Source organism: Niveispirillum fermenti, assembly GCF_052474395.1.
The window spans coordinates 454,215-474,348 of the sequence record NZ_CP156679.1 but is presented as its reverse complement, the minus strand read 5'-3'; the positions used below and the strand labels follow the sequence as shown (position 1 = coordinate 474,348).

The window sequence follows — 20,134 nt, the reverse complement described above, 5'->3', positions numbered from 1 at the left end:
CGCCAGGCACTGACGTTCAAGAAGCGTGACCGCCATCCGGCGACGTCAGCGCGCGCACATGCGTGCGCAAGCGTTACAACGCATCGCAATTTGTTATTATTCCAGCGGCCGGCGGCAATCGGCCAGCAGGGGGGAGAGGTCGGTGGGCCGCTTCTGCTGATAGGTCTGCGCATGCTGCACAAAGCGGCGCGTCATGGCCCGCAGCCCCTCCGCCCCGGGGAAGTCCAGCGCCGCCTCCACCTGCGGCAATTGCCGGCGCAGCGCCTCGGCACCGAAGGTTTCCGTGGCGCTGACCAAGTGTGACAGATAGGCCTCGCCCGTGATCCGGGCACGGTTGAGATAGGCGTCCCGCGTCTTTTCCCCCCGCGCCCGGAGTTCTGCGCCCAGCAGCTTCAGTTGCTCATCCAGCTTCTCGACCTGCACCATCTCGTCACGATAGCCGCGCATCAGCATGGCGGCGCTGCGCACGGCCATGCGGGCACCATCGGCCTCGACCTCCGTCCGGCGGCGCATTTCAGCCCCGATCTCGGACGCCAGCCGGTTCAGGCTGTCGGCCATGGCCGGGGTGGGCGCCTGGACCGCCAGGGCACGGGCCGCGGCCGGCAGATCGGCCACCGCCACGGGTGCGGCGGCCTGGACGCCGCGGCGGGCATCGGCCTTCAAGGCCTCGATGCGGGACTGGCTGGTGGCGACCTGCATGCCCACCACCACGCGAAAGCCCGTGAAGGGCGGGCGTCTGACCCCGCCCGTATCAGCCGCGAAGAACGGTTCCTCGTGCCGTTCGGCCGTGCGGACATCATTGGCCGAGGTCAGGCAGGAACCACCCCGCACGACAAAGCCGCCCACCTGGCCATGCAGGCGCCCCTGCGCGGTTGAGCGATAGGCATCCATGACGATTTCCCCGACATTGCCCAGCATATCGTGCAGACCCAGCGGGTTCGGCTTCAGCGAACCGATGAACTGGGTCATGCCATCACAGGAACGCGGATCGGCATGGGCGACATAATCGGTCAACGGGCCATCCATGGGGAAGGTGCGGGCCACCTCCTGCGCGGGCTGGACCCGGTTGCCACCGCGGGCCGCGAACTCCCACTCCACCTCCGTCGGCAGGCGGACGAAGCCAGGGGCCCCGTCTTCCATGGGCAGCTTGTCCTTGTGGTTGGCCAGCAGCCATTCGCTGTAACGGCGGGTGAAATCGACGGCATCGAACCAGCCGGCATCATCCTTCGGCAGGCCGCCCTGCGCCGGCAGCGCGTCGCACCCGGCCATCACGGCGGCATATTGCGCGGCCGATACCTCGTACTTGCCCATCAGGAAATGACGCCGATCGGGCTTGCCCCCCGTGCTGAGCCCGCCCACGACATGATCGAAGCGCAGATCCTCGCGAAATCCCAGGTCGGGATCACCGGTACCCAGCCGTACCTTCTGGTCGGCCAGCCAATGGGCCGGACCGAACGTTTCCACCCGGCGGAAAATCATGCGCCCACCACAGGGCATGGGCAGCGCCACATCCCCCGCCGCCGGCCGCGGATCGGCATGGTCGGCGGGCCAGCCGGCCCCGGCGGCCGGCGGCGGGGTCATTCCCAACAGCAGCAGCGCCGCGACAGCGCCCCCAATCCTATGGATCATGCAATCCCTCCCCCGGTTCGATGCGGGTCACGCGCCAGGCGGCCAGGGCGGATGCCGCCAGGGCCAAGGCCAGGGTCAGGCCCAGCGCCGCCAGCAGATGCCAGACGGTCAGCAGGCTGGCCTGCCCCCCCGCCGCCAGCCGGTCGCGCAAGGCCAGATTGAGCAGGACCGACACCAGGCCATAGAGCATGACGGCCAGGGCCCAGCCCATCACCGCCACGCCCGTGGCCTGGATGACGGGAAACAGCATGGCCTGGCCGGCCGGCAGCCCGTGCAGACGCAGCAGGCTCAAGGTCCGCCGCTTGCGCAACACGCCCGCCCACAAGGTGGCCGACAATGACACCATCAGGCCGGCCGCCGTGCTGCCCGCCACCACCAGGAAGACCAGCCCCAGGGCCCGGTCAAGCGCCAGAACCCGCTCGTAATCGCCCAGCCGGTCGGCCGCCACATGCAGGCCCCCATCCTCCAGATCGGCCAGAAGCCCGCGCAGGGCCGGCATGTCGCGCGCATAAAGCCGGAAATTCCGCAGCACGAAGGGCGGCCCGTCCGTCCGCCCCGGCCAGCCGAATGCCGGCACGGCGTTGAAATCCTGCCAATGCTCCAGGCCCCACATCAGGGACTGGTCCAGCAGCGCCCCGTCTTCCGCCCAGGCAGCCCGGTCCAGTACGGTGGCGACCGTCAGGGGCAGTTCCAGCAGGTCGGTCCCGCCATCGCGCGGCTGTCGCAACAGGTTCAGTTCAATCCGGTCGCCCGCCCGGACACCCAGCCGTGCCGCCAGCGACCGGGTCAGCACCACTTCCCCCCGTCCGGGCGGGGGGAATGCCCCCAGAAGCGGGTCACCGGGACCGCTGGCCATGGCCAGCGCACTGGCCCGTGGCACGATGCCATCCCCCGCCTGTTCAAAATCCAGCGTTCCCGCGATGGGAGAGGCCGTGCCCACCACGAATTCCACGCGCGGATCGGCCCGCAGCCCATCCAGGAAAGACGGGTCCAGCGATGCGACCTCCCGCAGCTGGATCTGACGGTTGCGCGGGTCGGCCGACATGTCCTGCACCATGGTGGCAATGACGCCGTGGCGCAGGCTGTACAGCACGAGCAAGGGCAACAGCACGGCCGCCAGCGCGAAGACGCGCGTCAGCAGGTCGATACGGTCATGGGCCATGTCGCGCAGGCTGAGGCCGGGGCCGATCACGCCGCGCCCTCCCCCGACAAGGGCGTGACCAGGGCCCGCAGGCGGGTGCCGGCCGGCACCTGCGCCCGGATGGTCAGCAGGCTGAAGCCGAACCGTTCCAACAGCGGCCGGTCATGGCTGGCCACCAGCAGGGCCGTGCCGTGCCGGTCTGCCATGTCGCAGAGCGCCGCCATGACATCACGCGCCCGATCGGGGTCCAGGGCCGCCGTCGGCTCATCCGCCAGGACCAGGGGCGGCCGGTGGGCCAGGGCGCGGGCGATGGCCACCCGCTGGCGCTGCCCCACCGACAGCGCAGCGGGCAGCGCGTCCAGCAGGTCGGCGATACCCAACTGGCCGGCCAGAACACCGGCCCGGTCGGGGTCCTGGATACCGGCCAGCCGCAGGGACAGGCCGATATTCTCCGCGACCGTCAGAAAACCCAGCAGCCCGCCGCGCTGATGGACATAACCCAGCAGGCGGGCCCGTATCCGCGCCAACCCGCTTTCCGACCGGCGGCGCCAGGCCGCCAGCACGTCGACCATCCCCTCTGTCGCCATCCCCTCCGCTGCCGTTCCCCCCGGCACCACATTGTCTGACGCAGCCCCGTCAGGCGCCGAAAGCGTGAAGCGGACGGCATGGTCGGGGGCACGGGCACACGCGATGGTGTCAAGCAGGGTCGACTTACCGCTGCCGCTGGGTGCCACCAGGGCCACTCTTTGCCCCGCCGACAGCGACAGCGAGGGCACATGCAGTTCAAAACGACGTTCCGCATCCGCCCGGCGCGCGGTCAGTTCCCGAACCTCCAGCACCGCACCTGCAATCACGGCAGCAGTTCCAGAGGCAGCGGATAGACCCGCTCATCGATACCCCCTCCGGCATTCAGGCTGATCCAGCGGCCTTCATCCCGGAAGAACTCCCGGTAAAGGCTGCGCAGGCCCCGGATGTTGTTCAGCATATCGTGGATATGCGTGGGGCTGAGCGCGTTCAGCGTTTCCGGCGTATGGCGCAGGATAGCGCTGTTATAGGGAAGGGCCGTCACGATCCCCTTGATCAAATCCTTCATGCTGGTCAACTCGCCATCGCCGGGCAGCCGCGCCGACAGGCCACCGGCCAGACTGTCCAGGCTGGCCGGATCGCTCTGTGCCGTGGCCAGAACCTGACGCAGCAGGGTGAAGAAGCTGTCGCGCCCGCCCGGCGCGTCCAGCCGGGCAGTGGCCGCCTTCTCGATGGCGCCCAGCGCCTGGTAAAGCTCGTTCAACTGCGCGCGCGTCAGCAGCACATGCATGTCGAAGGCACCGCGCGCCTGCGGATCGGCCATGTCGAAATCGGCCGTCCAGCCGCGCTGGATCTCCGGCGCCGTCTGGTTCCGCTGATTGGCCAGCCAGGCAAGCTGCATGGCATATCCTGCTTCGACCACGGGTTGCCCCCCCTGCCGGGTGCTGTCGGCCTGTGCCGTCCGCCCCCCCGCCGCCAGTTCACCGATGGCCAGCACATCGCGGCCGATCCCGTCGATCACGGCCCCGAACCGGTCGACATCGCCCTCGGCCACGGGATGGAAATAGCTGCGGCCCGTGGGATTGAACCGGGCCAGCTTGTCCAACTGCGCCTCCGCCCGGCCATGATGATCCCGCCCCTCCGGCGTTTTCAGCAGAATGGTGAAGATGGCGGTCAGCCGGTCCTGTGCCCCGGCCTTGGCAGCGACATGGTCGGGCTCCATTCCCGTCTGGCTGCGATCGTCACCAGCCCCGCGGACGGGGGCATCGGTGATCAGCACGATGAAGCGCGCGCCGAAATCCTCCCATCCCGGCATAGCCAGCGCCGTATTGACACCGGCAATGCCATCCTCCGCAAAGCCCACGGAACTGACGCCCGCCTCCTTCATCCCGTCGATGGCCGACTGGAAGGCACCGGCGTTGAAGGTGCGTTCCAGCGGATGGAACACCTTGCTGACATAGTCCAGCCCCGGCCGGTCACGCAGGCTGTCGCGGTAGCCCACAAGGCCGAAACTGATACGATCTCCGGCCGGGGAATTGCGCAACTGGCCGACGATGGTCCGCACCATCTGGCGCGTCCGGTCGATATAGGGCTGCATCGACTTGGTCGTGTCGATGACGAACACCACGCCATAGCGCATATTGCGCAACGCATCCGGATCGGGGGTGCGCGGTGCGGCCGGATCGGCCGGCATGACCAGGGTGGCCACCTCCAGCACCTTGCGGTCGCGCCGGCTGGGCGGAGCGTTGGGGACGGTGACATTCTGCCAGTCCAGGATCGGCAGCATGTAGAAACTGCTGGCGAAATCGGGAACGCGGTCCTGCGGCTCCATCGCCGCCAGTCCCGTGCCCGGATCGATGCGGCCCGAACGGGCCTGTGACAGCAGGTTGGCGACCCGCTCGGCCCGGGCGGTGTCACCCAGCACCCGGTCCAGCGACGCGCGATCCTGGAAGAACAGGGCGGGCGGGCGCCGGACAGTCTGGTTGAAGGCCAGGACCACGGCCTGCTTCCAGGGCACCGTCGCCGCCTCCGCGATCCAGCCCGTGGGCGCCCGGCGCGCATCCGGGCCGACCTGCAGCCAGACCTGCCCCCCCACATCCCGCCGTTCGAACACATAGAAATGGCTGAAGACAGCCTGAACGGTGCCACCCGTCCCGCCCGCGGCCGGCAGCAGCCTGGCATCCGGCCGGGTCAACACCCGCTGCAACAGGCCCGGCACCCCGTCGACGGTCAGGGGCTGATAGGCGGCGATGGCCGGCGGCACGGACGGCCAGACCAGGAACAGCAGGATCAGCAAGGAGCGCAGGTATCGGGACATCGGCCATCCTCCCCGTTCATTCACAGCTTTGCCGGACGGCCGGCAGGCGCAGGTTGAGCAATTGTCGCGCCACGACGTCGCCCTGCTCTTCCCGGGCCCTCAGCGCGGCCTCCAGCCGATCCAGCACGGCGGACACCCCCGTCTCGCGCGCCACACAGGCCCGCTCGTACAAGACAAGTGCGTCGACGTCGCTGGGTGCGTTGAACAGGCCGGGGGTGAAATCCAGGCTGTCCTTCGCTTCCGCCATGTAGCGCAGGCTCGGGCCGTATCCCTCCCGCTCCAGCGCATGGAAAAGGGTGCTGGCCTCATCAAAACGGCCGGCCTCCGCGGCGGCTACGGCGGCGGCATGCCGCTCGGCCAGACCGGGCGGCATCACCGGATCGACAATATCGACACTGTCGATATCCGTATCCGTCCCGCCGGCAGTGAACCAATAGGCCAGCCCCAGACCGGCGACCAGCGCCAGAGCGACCAGACCCCAGATCAGGCCCCGCCGCGCGGGTGGCTTCTCCTCGCCCGGAGGCAACGGGTCGGGCGTGTCCCCGGCAGGCGGCTCAGCGGGCGCGGGCTCCGCCGGTACGGATGGCACATCCGGCGCCACGGGCTCCACCGGGGTGGGTTCCGGGGGATCGGGTTCCGGTGGCGGCTCCGGTTCTGGCGGTTCCGGTGGCGGCGGTGGCGGTTCCGGTTCCGGTGGCGGTGGCGGCGGGGCAGCCGGAACCGGTATAATGGCCGGCGGCGGGACGCCACCGGGAAAGGAACTGGCGGCATCGGCCCCCGGATCGGCCCGGCCCGCCTTCATGCTGGGCGGCGGCGTGACCCCGCTCCACATCAACTGGCCTTCCAGGTCAAGGTCGGGCAGGCGGACCAGCAGGGGCGTATAATCCTCGATCAGTGCCGTGACCAGCGGCCCGATGGGCACCAGCAGATCACCATCCCGCGAAAAGGCATGGCCCGACCGCCAGACGAAGGACCCAGTCTGCCAGCCGGCGGGCCCCAGGAACGGTTCCTCCTCGTCGGCCTGCATGATGATGAGCCGCAGGATGCCGGTGGCGCGCCCGGCCGCGCGCGGCACCACCAGTTCGGCAATGCCGCTGCCCGGCTGGTTCCGGTCGTTGCGGATTTCAAGGGGGATCACCATGCCATCACCTCAGACCCGCAGGCTGGACAGGATACGGCCCAGCTTGGCGTTCTGGGCGATATCGACCACCTGCCCGCCGGCGGAACCCGCATTCTCCCGCGTCAGGGCCAGAAAGGCGCGGGCCCATTGCGTGCCATAGCGGCGGCGCATCTGGCTCAGATCATCCTCCGCCTCCGGCAGGTCGGGCCGGCCGCCCGGTTCCACCCGCGGCGGCCGGGTGAAGGCAGCCTGCGCGTCGGCCGCCAGCGCAGGGTCGGCAGTGGTGGATGCCAGCAGCGACCGGCCGCAATCGGCCACGAAATCATTGATCAGCATGGCCGAGCCCAGGGCGACGGCCGCCGCCGTCGGTCCCGGCGGCTGGCGATAAGCGGTCACCTTTTCGGTATGGCGATCGATGGCTTCCATCAGGCCCAGCCGCCGGGCGGCGATGCCCAGTTCCTCCGCGAAGGTCTGAAGTGCGGGCCCGGGCAGGCCCGTGCGCACGCTGACGGCCATATCCTCCGTCTTGTCCGCCAGCCGTTCCAGCCATCGGGCCACGGCACGCTCCCCGAAGCGTATGGCGGGGGCCGTGGCCCGGGTGCCGGCAGGCGGCGGCGGTGCCAGACCCAGTTCCGCCAGGTCCAGGCCGAAATCCCCGCCGCCGGACGGGGGCGGCGACACTTCGCCGGCGTCGGCCAGCCGGTCACGGCGCAGGAATTCCATATAGGCCCGGCGCAGCGGCGCCTCCTCCACCCCCAGTTCATGCACCAGCAGGCCGACAGCCCGGCCCGCCGCGGCAAAGGTGCGGACCGCACCCATGGCCCGCTCGTGACGCTGGCGCACCCGTTCCTCCACATCCTCCCGCTCGTACCAGGTTTCCAGCAGTTCCAGCAGCGCCTTGGCCAGGGCGTGGGCCTGCGGACGGATCTGGCGGTACTTCAGATCGGGCTGGCAGACGGGTGCCAGCGCTTCGGCCAGGGCAGTCGTGCCGCCGTCATTCAGGCCCAGCAGGGCGTCAACGGCTGCCGCGGGGCTGGCCACATGCCGGCGCACCAGCGGGCTTTCCCCCATCGCGCGCCGGAAGGCCGGCAGGATGCGCGCCTGGAAATCCGGGGTGAAGCCTTCCTCGTCGCGGACGGTGCCGGCCGCCGCCACACCGCCATAGCGGAACTGCCCGTGCTGTTCCAGCGCCTTGGGATTGCGCAGCAGGAAGGTGTTGGTGAAGGCCCGACCCGGATGCCATTCCGTCGTCCAGCCGGGAAATTCATCGAAATTGGTGCGGAAGCGGTTCTCGATCTGCTGTTCCAGATTGCCGCCGGCCGACAAGTCGAAGATCCGGTCACACTTCGTCATGCACAGCAACAGGCTGGTCGGCTGGCCTGCCCGTTTCTGCGGCGTGTCGCCATGGGTCCGCGCAATCCAGCCTTCCACCAGTTCCGGCAGCTTGCGGATTTCCAGATTGCCGTCGGGAACGCACAGCATCATCGTGTTGAGGTCAAGTTCCGTGACGTAATTGTCGAACAGGACCGCCACCTTGCCGCGCAGGAAACAGAGTTCGCGCGGCGGCTTCTCCTGCCCCGGCCGATCGGCTGCTCGGCGCAGGCAGCGGTCGGGTGTGGACCCTTCGCGTGAGCGGGCGCCGGGAAAATCCAGCAGGTCGGTATGGTCCAGGAACGGCCAGGGCGCCCGGTCCAGAGTGATGCGCAGTTCCGCCGTCAGCGCCGTGATCACAGGCTGGCGCAGCATCACGGTGCGGCCCGGCGTGGTGCAGATGGCCACCATGCGGGCCCCCGCCCCCGTCACTTCCGCCAGTTCATAGATACGGTCGACATGCAGGATGCCGGCGCTGGTGTCGCGGATGGCCGACAGGGGCGCATAGACCGTCGTGGCATGGCCCAACAGCTCCAGCGCACCGCGCAATTCCCGGAAAAGCTCGTCGAATTCCGGCAGCCGGCCCCACAGGGGCGACAAGGCCTCCAGCCGCGCCGCGGCCGACAGGCGCGGCAGCACCCCTTCCAGCGCCGACCAGTAACCGTCGGCCAGTTCGCGGTTCTGCAAGAGGGGATGGGTGGGGGTGAAGCCGCGCAGGTAATCCTGCAGGTCCAGCACATCCTCGAACCGGAAGCCGGGCAGCGCCACATCGCCCGCCATCCCCTCCAGCCGCGCCAGGTGCGCCTCCATCGCGGCGGGGCTCAGCAGGGCCGGATCGTCGGACAGGGCCGACAGGTCGAACACGAAGCTGTTGACCAGGATCTTGACCAGATCCACCTCGCGCACCAGCCGCAGCACGACGGGGAAGCCTGCCGGCACCTCTTCGGACCGCAGGGAGAAGCGGGTGACCAGACCCGTGGTCTCCTTGCCGCCCTGCGGGTTCACCTGGGTCAGGAAGTCCAGCTTTTCCTGCTCCGCCCCGTTGCCGAACAGGGCCAGGGCGGTGCGGTGGGGTGGGGTGATGAACTTGCCGATCAGGAAGGACTTGCCCGCCTGGCTGGCGCCGAACACGGCGGCGGACATGGGGCGTTCGGCCGCGCGGGCCAGGCGGTCCGCCTCCATCAGGTGGCGTTTCAGGCTGCGGTCGAGCCCTGCGCGCTGGGGCCCCAGGCGCCGGACGCTGGCCGCGGACCATTCCAGGGCGTCCCTGGCGGCCCCGGCCAGAGTGTGACAGGTCAGGGCGAGCTGCTGGTCTTCTTCACGCGGCATTCCGCTTTCCCCCTCAATCCCGCCAATGCAGGGCCAGAACCCCGCTGTCGAGCCAATAGCCGGCCTCCTGGTCACGCTCGACCCGCAGGGTCTGCAGGGTCAGCCGCAGTTGGTCGGTGACCACCTGCCCGTTGCCGTCGCGCGCCTCCTCGATCACGAATTCCTCGCTGTCGGTGACATCGTCCGCGCCATTTTCGTCCTGCACACGCAGGCGCACCTGGAGGGGCATGCGCAGGCCCGTCGCCTGTTGCGGGTTCTTCAGGTCCAGGAAGGCCAGCGGTGTGGTCTTCCAGCGCTCCAGGGGAAGCTGGCGATAGCCGATGAAGGATGGCGGCGTCAGGCTGAACGGGTCGCTGAGCTTGCGCCCGCCGCCATCCAGGTCGATATCCCGGAAGGCCAGCCTGTGGTTGGGCAGCATGTCGTTGCGTTCCAGCACGCCGATATGGTTGGCGGTGGAACGGATGCGGATCTCGCTGGCCCGGACCAGCAGCCCCTCCACCTGCCCCTCGCACACCTGGCACAGCATGGCGCCCACGGCCGCCGTGGTCTTCGGGTCCTCGATCCGGAAGCCCGGCGAATGGAAGGGATACCAGTTCCCCACATCAAAACTGTCCATGCCGATCACGCGGCCCGGCGGCACGGGCACCTGACCGATGACGATGTCGCGGATGACCGGCAGCCGCGACGGCCGCCCCGACAGCAGCAGCACGTCGCAGTCGAAGGCCCGCACCACGTCGCAAAGGTCGGTCAGCATGGGCCGTACCACGCCTGCGATGGTCCCCTCCAGATGATCGCGGCGGGTGCGGATCACCACCTGGTCCAGGCTGAAGCCACCGGCACCGCCGCGCCGGGCCGGCAGTTCCAGATAATCGCGCACAGCCGCGCGGCACCCGCCGCCCGCGACGCCCATCAGCGGGATGGCCAGCGCCTCGTCCGCCTTGGCACCGCCCTGCGCCTCATAGGCGGCCAGAAGGGCCAACGCAGCCGGGCGCAGCACCTGACCCACGAACAGGGCGCGCAGCGTGCGCTCCTGCTGGGCCATCCCCTCCCGGTCACCAGAGAAGCGGCCCGCCAGGAAATGCGCCGGCTGGCCCATGCCCGCCGCCGTCAGCTCACGCGCCAGGCAGGGCAGGATCTCATCCTCGATGATCTGCTTCAGCACATCCTCTCCCGCCAGCCGGAACCCTTCCCGGAAAAGCTGGCGTGGCAGGATGGTGCGGTCATTGTCCGTCACCTCGTGCTGGATGATCATCAGGTCGGTGGTGCCGCCGCCCATGTCCATGCTGGCCACGCGCAGGGTCGGCCGCGCCGGGTCCCCGCCACCACGCGACATCAGGCGAAAGAAATCGCGCGGCGCGGTCTGCAGCTTCTGCGTGATCTCGTTGAACAGATAGACCAGATGGGTGGCCGTCGCCTCGTCCCAATCCTGCTTCACCGTTGGCCGGCGGTGCAATGGCTCGTTCCGGTCCCAGCCCATCACCTGCCACAGCAGGTCGACGCCCGAGCGCACCAGCCGTTTCAGGATGCGCTGCTCGGCCACGGGCGTGGCCGACGGAATGGTCAGGATGATGCGGCTCAGTTCCCGCGGTTCGTCGCTGCGGGGCAGGTTGGCGCGGGTGGCCGGCGCGTTGATCTGCGACAGGGCATGGGCCAGCAGCTCCGTCAGCATCAGCATGTAAAGCGTGCTGCGCGAATAGGAAGGTTTCATGCCCGGCACGTCATTGTTGCGCACCAGTGTGCCGCGCTGGGTCAGGCGGCTGGGGATCGGCCCCTTGATGGGGGGCGGCCGTTCCCCCACGGGCACGCGCGCCGGGTTGTTCACCCAGGGGGCCGGCCGCTCCTGCCGGTCCCAGAGATAGCGCTTGGGGCTGGACAGGCCGCTGCGCCCATGCGTGCCATCGGTCAGCGATGACAGCCAGACCGCCTCCGGCCCCACGCGCACGGGCGTGGGCCACCAGAAGGCATCGCGCATGGGCCGGCCGGACATGCGCGAATAGGCCCCCAGATTGAAATGGGTGGGATGGAATTCCACACGGCTTTCAAACGGGTCGGCATAGACATGGGCCGGGTTGGACAGGTCGCGCAGTTCCAGCCGGTAGGCCTGGCTGATGTCCAGGCGCTGTCCGGAATCCTGCCCCTCCTCGATCAGGATGCCACAGGTCCGGCTGTTGCCGATATCGATCACCAGGTTCACGGGGATCGGCTTCAGGTCGCGATGATAGGGGCGTTCATTCAGGAACCGCAGGCGGGGGACGACCGGACCCTGCGGCTGATCCGCCCGCTGCCCCGGTTCCGACCCGGCACCCAGCGCCGCCAGCACCGTGATATGCTGGGCCAGGCAAAGGGTCGGATTGGGCAGGTCGTCCATCGTCACCGGCGCGCCGTTGCGCCGCGCGCTTTCCGCAGCCAGGAACCCCTCATGCAGCCAGCCGCGCACCCAGTCCAGGCGCAGGAACTGGTTCACATCCTCCATGCCCGTCGCCAGCCCGAACAGGGTGATCCCCTCCGCATCGCGCGGTTCGGGCATGACATAGCGACCGTCGCCGGGCCGGTCGGCCAGCAGCGTGTCCAGCGCCAGGGTGATGCGCCAGGCGTTGCCGTCCCTGTCCGGTTCCGCCAGCCGGGTGATGTGCAGACGGGCCCAGTTGAACGGCCCGTCCGCGAATTCCCCCGTATCGCGCAGACGCAGCACCGGTGCCGGATACCATTGTCCGGCCAGTTGCGCCAATGCCTGCTCTCCGCGCACAGTGAACACCGTCTCCTCGTCCACGGCCAGCATCCTGCCGGTACGCGGGTCGCGGATCAGGGGCTGCTTCTCCTCGTCATACTCGACACGGTGCAGCACCTCCCGCGGGCGGCCGTCGGGGTCCTTTTCCCCCGGCACGGTCTCGGCGTGGAAGCTCATCCTGATGCCGGACGCGAAGGCCGCCGTCATCCCGAAATCCAGGAACTGGATGCCGGAATTCGGCATCAGGGTGACGACGCTGCCGCGGGGCCAGCGGAAAAGATCCTTCAGCATGCGATGCCAGCACTCCTCATCCTTCCGGTCATGGCGCCATTCCGGGTCATGGCATCGTCACCACGGTGACATCCACGACCTGCTGGTCGTTGACGGTGCCCTGGTAGATCTGAACGTCCGCCCCCTTCTTCACACGGACCTCGAACTGGTCCGTGCTGCGCCCGCGCCGCTTGGCATTGGCCACACGCACGGCATAGTTTCCGGGCTGCCACGCCCCGTCGGCGAAATAGACATTCTCCACCGGGTTGGGCACGGGGTCGCGGACATTGGCATCCACGTCCAATTGCCCACCGCAGGCCGTCTTGCGGCGGAAATGGATTTCCGTCCCGTCGGGGCAGACGACATAAAGATCCAGGTCCGACGGGGTGTCCCAGATCAGGGTGATGGTCAGGTCGCCTTCCGTCGCACCGGCCGCCTCCATCCGGCGGTCGAACTCCTCATCCTGGGCCTGCGACGGGGGGGCGGGCGCCGGCGAGGCCGGGTCCTGGGGCGCTGCGGGCGGCGGAAGGGCCGGTTCCTCCGGCGCACAACGGGGGGCCTGCGCCAGACGCTGTTCCAACTGCGCCAACTCCGCCAGCAGATCCTCCTGCTGCGTCGCGGCCGACACCGGCACGGGGCAATAGCCCGGCAGCCAGGGCCGCAGGGCGCAACCGGCCAGCAGCAGATAGAAGATCAGGGCCAGCAGCGGCAGCAACAGCAGCCACAGCCAGCCCCACCCCATGCTTTGCACGACCAGCACGGGAACCGTTTCGCGCGGCGGCAGGGCGTGTACCGGGGGGGGAACCGGCTGTTCCTCCACGATGGCCGCAGGCTCGACCGGCGGCGGAGGCGGCGGAGGCTCGACAGGCGGTGCCTCAACGGCGGGCGGAACGACCGGCGGGGGAATGGCCCGCAGGAATTCGGCCAGCGGCTCACGCTCGGGCGGCGGGCCCTCCAGCTCGATACCCCAATTGACCAGCACGGGCCGGCCACCGACGCTGAAAAGCTGATCCTCCACCGGCGGCGGCAGCTTCAGGGCCTTGGCCAGCGCATCTCCCAAGGCGTGGGCCGGCCCGCTTCCGGCGGCGGACAGCCGGTCGGCCCGGTCGCGTATCTGCGCCACCGTTTCCTGCAGCCGGGCCAGCAGATCGGCCCGCGCCGTCTCATCCAGTGACCGGAACGCCGCGGCGGGAGCATCGGCCGGGCCCAGCCAGCTTATGCGGGTATTGCTGCCCATCACCGGTTCGGCCAGCAGATCGGCCGCATCGTCACCCAGATCGCGGCGCAGATACTGGTCAAGCTGCTCCCAGGTCTCGATCACCCGCCCACCGCCGGTGCCGGCGGGGCGCAACCCCTGCAAAGTCGTTTCGCACAGAAGCCGCCGTTCCATGATGCTATTCGCCTTGGGCCGGAGCGTCGGGAGCGGGGGGCGGCGCCGTGCCCGGCCCGGGGACCGCTTCCGGTGCGGGGGCCGCCGGTTCCGCCACGGGCGCCGGTGTGCAGGCATTGTCCAGCACCCGCGGGGTGACGCCCTGGGCACGCAGGAAGGCGGCGGCGTCACCGGCGGACAAGGCATAGTTCATGCGCCCCACCTCCTGCGCGCGGATGAAGGTGTTCACCCCGACCAGCCGGCCGCAGCGATCCACCAGCGGACCACCGCTGTTGCCCGGCGTGATCTGGGCCGTATGCAGGATCAGGCTGGCACCGTCGCGCGGCTGGATCGCCGTGACGACCCCTTCGGTGACGGCCGGTGCCGGCGGGTTGGAGGCATCGCCCGACAGAAGACGGCGGAAATCCTCGTCGCTTTCCATCACGAGGCCGGGGAACCCGGCGGCCACCACCCCGGCCAGCCGGCTGACAGGCGGCGCAAATCCAAGCGAAAGGGCCTGCGGATCCGGCTGCGCCACGGCCAGCAGGGCGAAATCGGGCTCCCCCGCCTCGGAGCCGCGCGTCGTGCCGCGCACGGTCGCTTCGGAGACCCCGCCCGTGCGGCCGACCACGATCAGGCGGCTGCCCGGCGGGCCGGCGACCACATGCTGATTGGTCAGCACGGCCCCGTCCGCCACATACATGCCCGTGCCGTTGCCCAGAAGGTTGTCATCCGGCCCCACCTGCAGCACCAGCACCGTGGAACGGTCCAGCAGGTCCAGCAGGCTGCCATCGAAGGGTTCGCCTTCCGGCGTCACCTGATCGGGCACGGCCGACAAGGCCGGCGGTGGCGTGGCCGGCGCCGTGGAGCCATCGGGAAGCTGATATTCCCCCTCCCCCGCCACGCAGACGCGCGCATCCAGCAGCCGTCGCAATTCCGCGATGCGGTCGGCCAGCGCCCGGTTGCTTTCCGCCACCGCATCGGGCGACATGACGGGCCCCGGACGTGCCGCCACACCCGGATCGGGATAGACCAGCACCCCCGGGATCAACAGGATCAACAGGACCACAAGGGCAAGGATCAGGGCAACCAGCGGCGCCAGCCAGGTCCGCCGGCGTTCCACCAACAGCAGGGTCCTGGCCGCATCGTCCCCGCCGCCCGCGGCATTCTGGCGATCATCGGCTGTCATGCCTGTTTCCCCTCACTGAACGACATCCCGCCTGCCGGCATCATTCACAATCCTCCGCCCGTGCCTGGCCGGCCGCGGCCCGCACGGCGGCCGCCAGGCGGGGCAGGTCGGCGGGCGCCACGTAATGGCCGCCGGTCGCCCCGGCGATGCACCGCAATTCGTCGATCTGCTGGCTGACGGCCACGACGCTGACCTTCAGGTCGGGCCGGCGCTGCGCAAGCGCATGCGCCGTGGCGCAGGCATCGCCGCCGCACGTGTCATACCCGTCGGACACCAGCACCACATTGATGGGACCACCCCCCGGCAGCGGCGGCGCGATGATGGGCAGGGCCTCCAAGGCACCGCTCAATGCCGTCGCAGGCTTCAACGTCACGCCGGCGATCGACTGCCGCAACCGGTCGCGCTCTGCCGTGACGAAACTGCCATGATGTTCCGGCGCCCCGCAGGTGGCGAAACTGACCAGATCGAAGGTCACATCCGGTTCCGCCAGCCGGGTCAGTTCCGTTAACGCCCCCTGGGCCACGCTGATCCGCGACTCTCCCGGTGTGGCGTCGATCGCCGCCGACAGAGCCTGATATTCCCGTTCCGTCCCCATCAGGGCCCGCAGCAGGGGCGGGATACCATCCAGTTGCAGCATGCGGCGTTCCTGGGCGGCGTCCACCCGGTGGGAAACCTCCATGCTCCTGGAAACGTCCAGCACCAGCACGACCCGGTCGCTGCTGGGCATGGCGCAGGCGGGCCGCGCCGGTGGCGGGGGAGCCGCCGCCGCACGCTGCTGCGGCACGGGTGGCGGCGGTGGTGCCGGTGGCGTGGCCTCGACCGGCGGTTCGGGTGTGGGCTCAGGTGGCGTCGGGCATGCCGGGGCCAGGGCGAGCTGGCGTTCCAGAGCCGCCAGTTCGGCCATCTGCGCCGCCAGGTGCGCGGCCTGCGGGTCGTCCGCCCCGACGCCCTCCACCATTGCGGAGGCCGGGCAGAAGGACAGGCCACCGCCCGGCCATGGCAGGCTCAGCCCGCAGGCGCGCAAGGCCAGCCAGCCGATGGTGACGGCCAGCACCAGCAACAGCGCACATGCCGCCAGCAACAGCATCCGGTCGCGCCGATCATCCACCCCACGCACCTCCCGCACCAATGCCATCCCCCTGCCCCGCCTCCCCGATCACTCCTGCAGGACCCGTTCGGTCTGCAGCCTCAATGCCTCGTCCAGCGCGGCGCGGCGCGCATTCAGGCGTGCCTCCTCCTCCGCGATGGCCTGGGGTGTCAGGGCCGGGTCGTTGAGGCGGGCCAGTTCCGCGCGGGCCAGACGCAACTGTTCCTGCATGGCGGTCACCCGTGCCCGATCACGGTCATTGTGCGTTTCAACCCCGGTAAGGGTGAGTTGCAGGCGATCCAGATCCTGCTGCTGGTTTTCCAGGTCCCGGCGGCGGGCATCCAGATCGGTGGAAAGGCGGGCCTGACGGGCCTGGGCGGCGGCGGCCGATTGTTCCTGCACCAGCAATTCCTGGCGCCGCGCCTCCAGATCAGACCGGGCCTGGGCGAGATTGGCCTCAAAGCCACCAAAGGCCGTGCAGGAGCCGGCATCCAGCACATTACGCACACGGCTGGGGTCGCAATCAGCCGCCGAGGTGGCGCAGCCGCCCAACACGGCTACCATCACGGCCCCGCCCAGAATCCGGATCGATCCACGCATCCCCATCCCCCTGACCTATCCCCAGCCCTCTGAACCCAAGTCCCGGTTGATCGCAACCGATCACAGGCCTCAATCGCCGGCGCCCACATCCTTGGGCTTGGCGACGCCGCATGTGCGGCGCGGCGGCGGTCGCCGCCGTACCAGATCCCCCCCAGGTCCGCCCCGGCCCGGGCTGTCCGGTTACCTCACCATCAGGTCATCGGCACGGACAGGATCAGGGCGGCCACCCGCTCCTCATCCTGCTTGATCTTGGCGCGGGCAACCTCAAGCTCCTGCAACCGCGTGAACAGATAGGCCTTGGACGAGCCGTCCAGTTGCGGGTTCTCCAGCGCGGCGTGGGCCGATTTGATATGGTCATCCAGTTTCTTCACAGCCTTGACCAGCGTGTCCTGATCCTTGCGGGCCTGGGTCAGGCGCCGTTCCAGGACGGCCTTTTCCGTGACGCCGGCGGCCACGTTGGTGTGCAGTTCCTGCAACTCCGCCTCCGCCCGGTCGGCGATGCTCGCCGCTGCCGCGGCGGCCGCCTGCGCATCCGCCACGGAATTGTCCACCCGTTCCCGCTCCAGAGCGATACCGGAAGCCTGATAACCGGCAGCGGTCTGGTTCTGGGCCAGGAAATACCCAGCCGTACCTCCGGCAATGCCCCCCGCCACACCGCCAGCCGCGCAACCTTCAGCCTTGCCGCTGGCCAACCACCCTATGGCGCACCCGCCCAGCGCACCCACAATGGCGCCCTGCATCGTGTAATCCTTGGTGTAGTCGCGTAGCACCTGCTGTTCAGGCGTCAGATTGGCCTGACCGCCGCCACCCCCCGTCGCACATCCGGACAGGAATGCGATGGAAAACCCCATGGCCAGGATGCCGGCACGATGAAAGCGCATGCTTCACACCTTTGCTATTCTATGAGTAGACGACAGGCGTAGGATTTTATGATGAAAAGTTGCACCTATCCGCCATTCGTTGCAATCGTGAATCATCCATAAGGGTAGGGTACAGGAAATTTGGGATATATCCATTAGGGGATTTTCCCCTTCCCGGTCGTGGCGGCCGGACAGGCGGCATGCAAGCCATTGGCCACAGGGTGGAACCAATTCGGAAACCACGTGTTTCCAAGGCGAACATCCCGAGGATCGGTCCCATGCCCAAACCCATCCGTATCGCCATCATCGGCAACGCGCTGCCCCGCCGTTGCGGTATCGCCACCTTCACGACCGACCTGCACGACGCCTTGCGCGCCGCATCGCCGGACCTTGAGGTCGGCATCGTCGCCATGACCGACAGGGGGCAGGAATATGATTATCCCGACATCGTGCGCCTGGAGATCCGGGAGGCCATGGTGGATGATTATGTCCGGGCGGCCGACGCGCTGAACAGCGGCGATTTCGATCTGGTCTGCGTCCAGCACGAATTCGGCATCTTCGGCGGCGAGGCGGGTGCCCATCTGCTGTTGCTGCTGAAACGGCTGCGCATTCCCGTCGTCACCACGCTGCACACGGTCCTGACCGATCCGTCCGACCAGCAACGACGGGTACTGACCCAGGTGGTGGACATTTCCAGCCGCGTCGTGGTCATGGCGGAAATGGGCCGCCGTCTGCTGCGCACCATCTACAGCATCCCGGACGAGAAGATCGCGGTCATCCCCCACGGCATCCCGGCCACGGATTTCCAGGAACCGGACGGGTTCAAGCGCAAGCTGGGCTTCGTTGGCCAGTCGGTGATCCTGACCTTCGGCCTGCTTTCACCCAACAAGGGGCTGGAGACGGTGATCGATGCCATGCCATCGATCCTGGCGCACCAGCCCGATGCCACCTATGTGATCCTGGGCGCCACCCACCCCCACCTGTTGCGCACCGAAGGCGAGCGCTACCGCGAGCAGTTGATGGAGCGGGCGCGGGGGCTGGGCGTCGCCGACCGCGTCGTGTTCGCCAACCGCTTTGTCGATCATCCGACACTGGTCGATCACATCGCCATGTCGGATGTCTATGTCACGCCCTATCTGGATGCGGCGCAGATGACATCGGGGACGCTGGCCTTCAGCTTCGGCATGGGCAAGGCCGTGGTTTCCACACCCTATTGGCATGCGCGCGAGCTGCTGGCCGACGGGCGGGGCGCGCTGGTGCCCTTCAACGATCCGCAAGCCATGGGCAAGGCCATCGCCGGCCTGCTGACCGACCATGACGCCCGCAATGCCATGCGCCGCCGCGCCTTCGAATGCGGACGCGACATGGTGTGGAGCCGGGTGGGCCAGCGCTATGCCGCGCTATTTGCGCAAGTCCGGCGCGAACAGCGCCCGCGCGAAGCCATGCCGCACGGCCGGCCCTCCCTGCCCTTCCCCACCCTGCCCGCCGTCAACCTGCATTATTTCCTGCGCATGTGTGACGATACGGGCCTGTACCAGCATGCGGTACGCGGCGTGCCCGACCGTTCGCACGGCTATTGCGTGGACGACAATGCCCGTGCGCTGCTTCTGGCCTGCGCACTGGCGGGGGAGAAGGAGGAGGTACCGGACCTCACCGTGTCGCGCTTCACCGCCTTCATCCAGCATGCCTGGAACCCCGACACGCGGCATTTCCGCAATTTCATGGGGTTCAACCGCGAATGGCTGGAAGCGCGCGGCTCGCAGGACAGCCACGGGCGCACATTGTGGGCGCTGGGCGAATGCGCGCGCTGTGATGCCGATCCGGATCGGCAGGCCTGGGCCCGCGACCTGTTCCGCCTGGCCCTACCCACGGTGGATGGCTTCATGGCGACCCGCGCCCAGACCTTCACGCTTCTGGGGCTGGATGGCTATTGCGCGGCCCAGCCGCGGGACCGTGATGCGGCGCGCATGCGCGACCGGCTGGCCGCAAGGCTGGTCACCCTGTTCAAGAGCAACGCCACCCAGGATTGGTGCTGGTTCGAGGACGGGCTGTCCTATGACAATGCCCGGCTCAGTCAGGCGCTGATCCTTGCGGGCCGCGCCACGGGCAGCCAGGAGATGACGGATGCCGGCCTGCGGTCGCTGCGCTGGCTGGCCGAGGTGCAGACGGCACCCTCGGGCTTCTTCCGCCCCGTCGGATCGCAAAGCTTCGGCGACCTGCGCGTACCGCCCCGCCTGTTCGACCAGCAACCGCTGGAAGCCGCCGCCATGGTCGCCGCCTGCGCCGCCGCCTTCCAGGTTGAAAAAGACCCGTTCTGGTGGCAGGAGGCCACGCGCGCCTTCGCCTGGTTCCACGGCGAGAACGACCAGGGCATGCCCATGGCCGACGAGATCGGTGCCTGCCGCGACGGTCTGTGCGCAGACGGGCTGAACGAGAACCGCGGCGGGGAGTTGGTGCTGTCCTACCTGCTGGCCATTACCGACATGCGGCGCATGTCGGCCGCCCGCACCGTCAGCCTTGCCCAGACACCGACGGTACAGGCCCTGCGCGCCTGATAATCGCCCACCCGACGTCAGACCTGACATCGCGGCCGGCGCCG

The 20,134-nt window shown here is 68.8% G+C and carries 13 protein-coding genes; 1 reads left to right on the top strand and 12 read right to left on the bottom strand.

Annotated features, from left to right (window positions below):
* Nucleotides 1-96: 96 nt before the first annotated feature.
* The 12 genes from ABC728_RS06445 to ABC728_RS06390 all read right to left on the bottom strand — a co-directional run bounded on the left by ABC728_RS06445 (nucleotide 97) and on the right by ABC728_RS06390 (nucleotide 17,556).
* A complete protein-coding gene (locus ABC728_RS06445) occupies nucleotides 97-1,629 on the bottom strand; it encodes a formylglycine-generating enzyme family protein (RefSeq protein ID WP_416619082.1) in 1,533 nt (510 codons plus the stop codon).
* Nucleotides 1,619-2,821, bottom strand: coding sequence for a hypothetical protein (locus ABC728_RS06440; RefSeq protein ID WP_416619083.1), 1,203 nt, complete (start codon nucleotides 2,819-2,821; stop codon nucleotides 1,619-1,621). Before ABC728_RS06440 ends, ABC728_RS06445 begins: the two co-directional genes overlap by 11 nt.
* Nucleotides 2,818-3,624, bottom strand: coding sequence for an ABC transporter ATP-binding protein (locus ABC728_RS06435; RefSeq protein ID WP_416619084.1), 807 nt, complete (start codon nucleotides 3,622-3,624; stop codon nucleotides 2,818-2,820). The genes ABC728_RS06440 and ABC728_RS06435 overlap by 4 nt, the downstream gene beginning before the upstream one ends.
* Nucleotides 3,621-5,612 carry a VWA domain-containing protein gene (locus tag ABC728_RS06430; RefSeq protein ID WP_416619085.1) on the bottom strand — a complete coding sequence of 664 codons (1,992 nt, stop codon included), beginning with the start codon at nucleotides 5,610-5,612 and terminating at the stop codon, nucleotides 3,621-3,623. Before ABC728_RS06430 ends, ABC728_RS06435 begins: the two co-directional genes overlap by 4 nt.
* 16 nt (nucleotides 5,613-5,628) lie before the next feature.
* On the bottom strand, nucleotides 5,629-6,753 hold the full coding sequence (locus ABC728_RS06425) for a hypothetical protein (protein ID WP_416619086.1): 1,125 nt from the start codon (nucleotides 6,751-6,753) through the stop codon (nucleotides 5,629-5,631).
* A 9-nt stretch (nucleotides 6,754-6,762) separates the two neighbouring features.
* Nucleotides 6,763-9,432 carry a virulence factor SrfC family protein gene (locus tag ABC728_RS06420; RefSeq protein ID WP_416619087.1) on the bottom strand — a complete coding sequence of 890 codons (2,670 nt, stop codon included), beginning with the start codon at nucleotides 9,430-9,432 and terminating at the stop codon, nucleotides 6,763-6,765.
* Between the two features lie 13 nt (nucleotides 9,433-9,445).
* The gene (locus ABC728_RS06415; RefSeq protein WP_416619088.1) at nucleotides 9,446-12,451 is read right to left on the bottom strand and encodes a virulence factor SrfB; all 3,006 of its coding nucleotides are present in this window, start codon (nucleotides 12,449-12,451) and stop codon (nucleotides 9,446-9,448) included.
* A gap of 46 nt (nucleotides 12,452-12,497) precedes the next feature.
* Complete coding sequence (locus ABC728_RS06410) at nucleotides 12,498-13,820, bottom strand: hypothetical protein (protein WP_416619089.1); 1,323 nt, start codon at nucleotides 13,818-13,820, stop codon at nucleotides 12,498-12,500.
* Nucleotides 13,821-13,824: 4 nt separating this feature from the next.
* Nucleotides 13,825-14,988, bottom strand: coding sequence for a trypsin-like peptidase domain-containing protein (locus tag ABC728_RS06405; RefSeq protein ID WP_416619090.1), 1,164 nt, complete (start codon nucleotides 14,986-14,988; stop codon nucleotides 13,825-13,827).
* Between the two features lie 40 nt (nucleotides 14,989-15,028).
* The gene (locus ABC728_RS06400; protein ID WP_416619091.1) at nucleotides 15,029-16,123 is read right to left on the bottom strand and encodes a vWA domain-containing protein; all 1,095 of its coding nucleotides are present in this window, start codon (nucleotides 16,121-16,123) and stop codon (nucleotides 15,029-15,031) included.
* Nucleotides 16,124-16,144: 21 nt separating this feature from the next.
* Entirely contained in the window at nucleotides 16,145-16,675 is a 531-nt protein-coding gene (locus tag ABC728_RS06395) for a hypothetical protein (protein WP_416619092.1), read from the bottom strand.
* Nucleotides 16,676-16,866: 191 nt separating this feature from the next.
* Nucleotides 16,867-17,556 carry a hypothetical protein gene (locus ABC728_RS06390; RefSeq protein WP_416619093.1) on the bottom strand — a complete coding sequence of 230 codons (690 nt, stop codon included), beginning with the start codon at nucleotides 17,554-17,556 and terminating at the stop codon, nucleotides 16,867-16,869.
* A 257-nt stretch (nucleotides 17,557-17,813) separates the two neighbouring features.
* On the opposite strand from ABC728_RS06390, the gene ABC728_RS06385 reads away from it, so the two are divergent.
* A complete protein-coding gene (locus ABC728_RS06385) occupies nucleotides 17,814-20,090 on the top strand; it encodes a glycosyltransferase family 4 protein (RefSeq protein WP_445376382.1) in 2,277 nt (758 codons plus the stop codon).
* Nucleotides 20,091-20,134 lie beyond the last annotated feature (44 nt).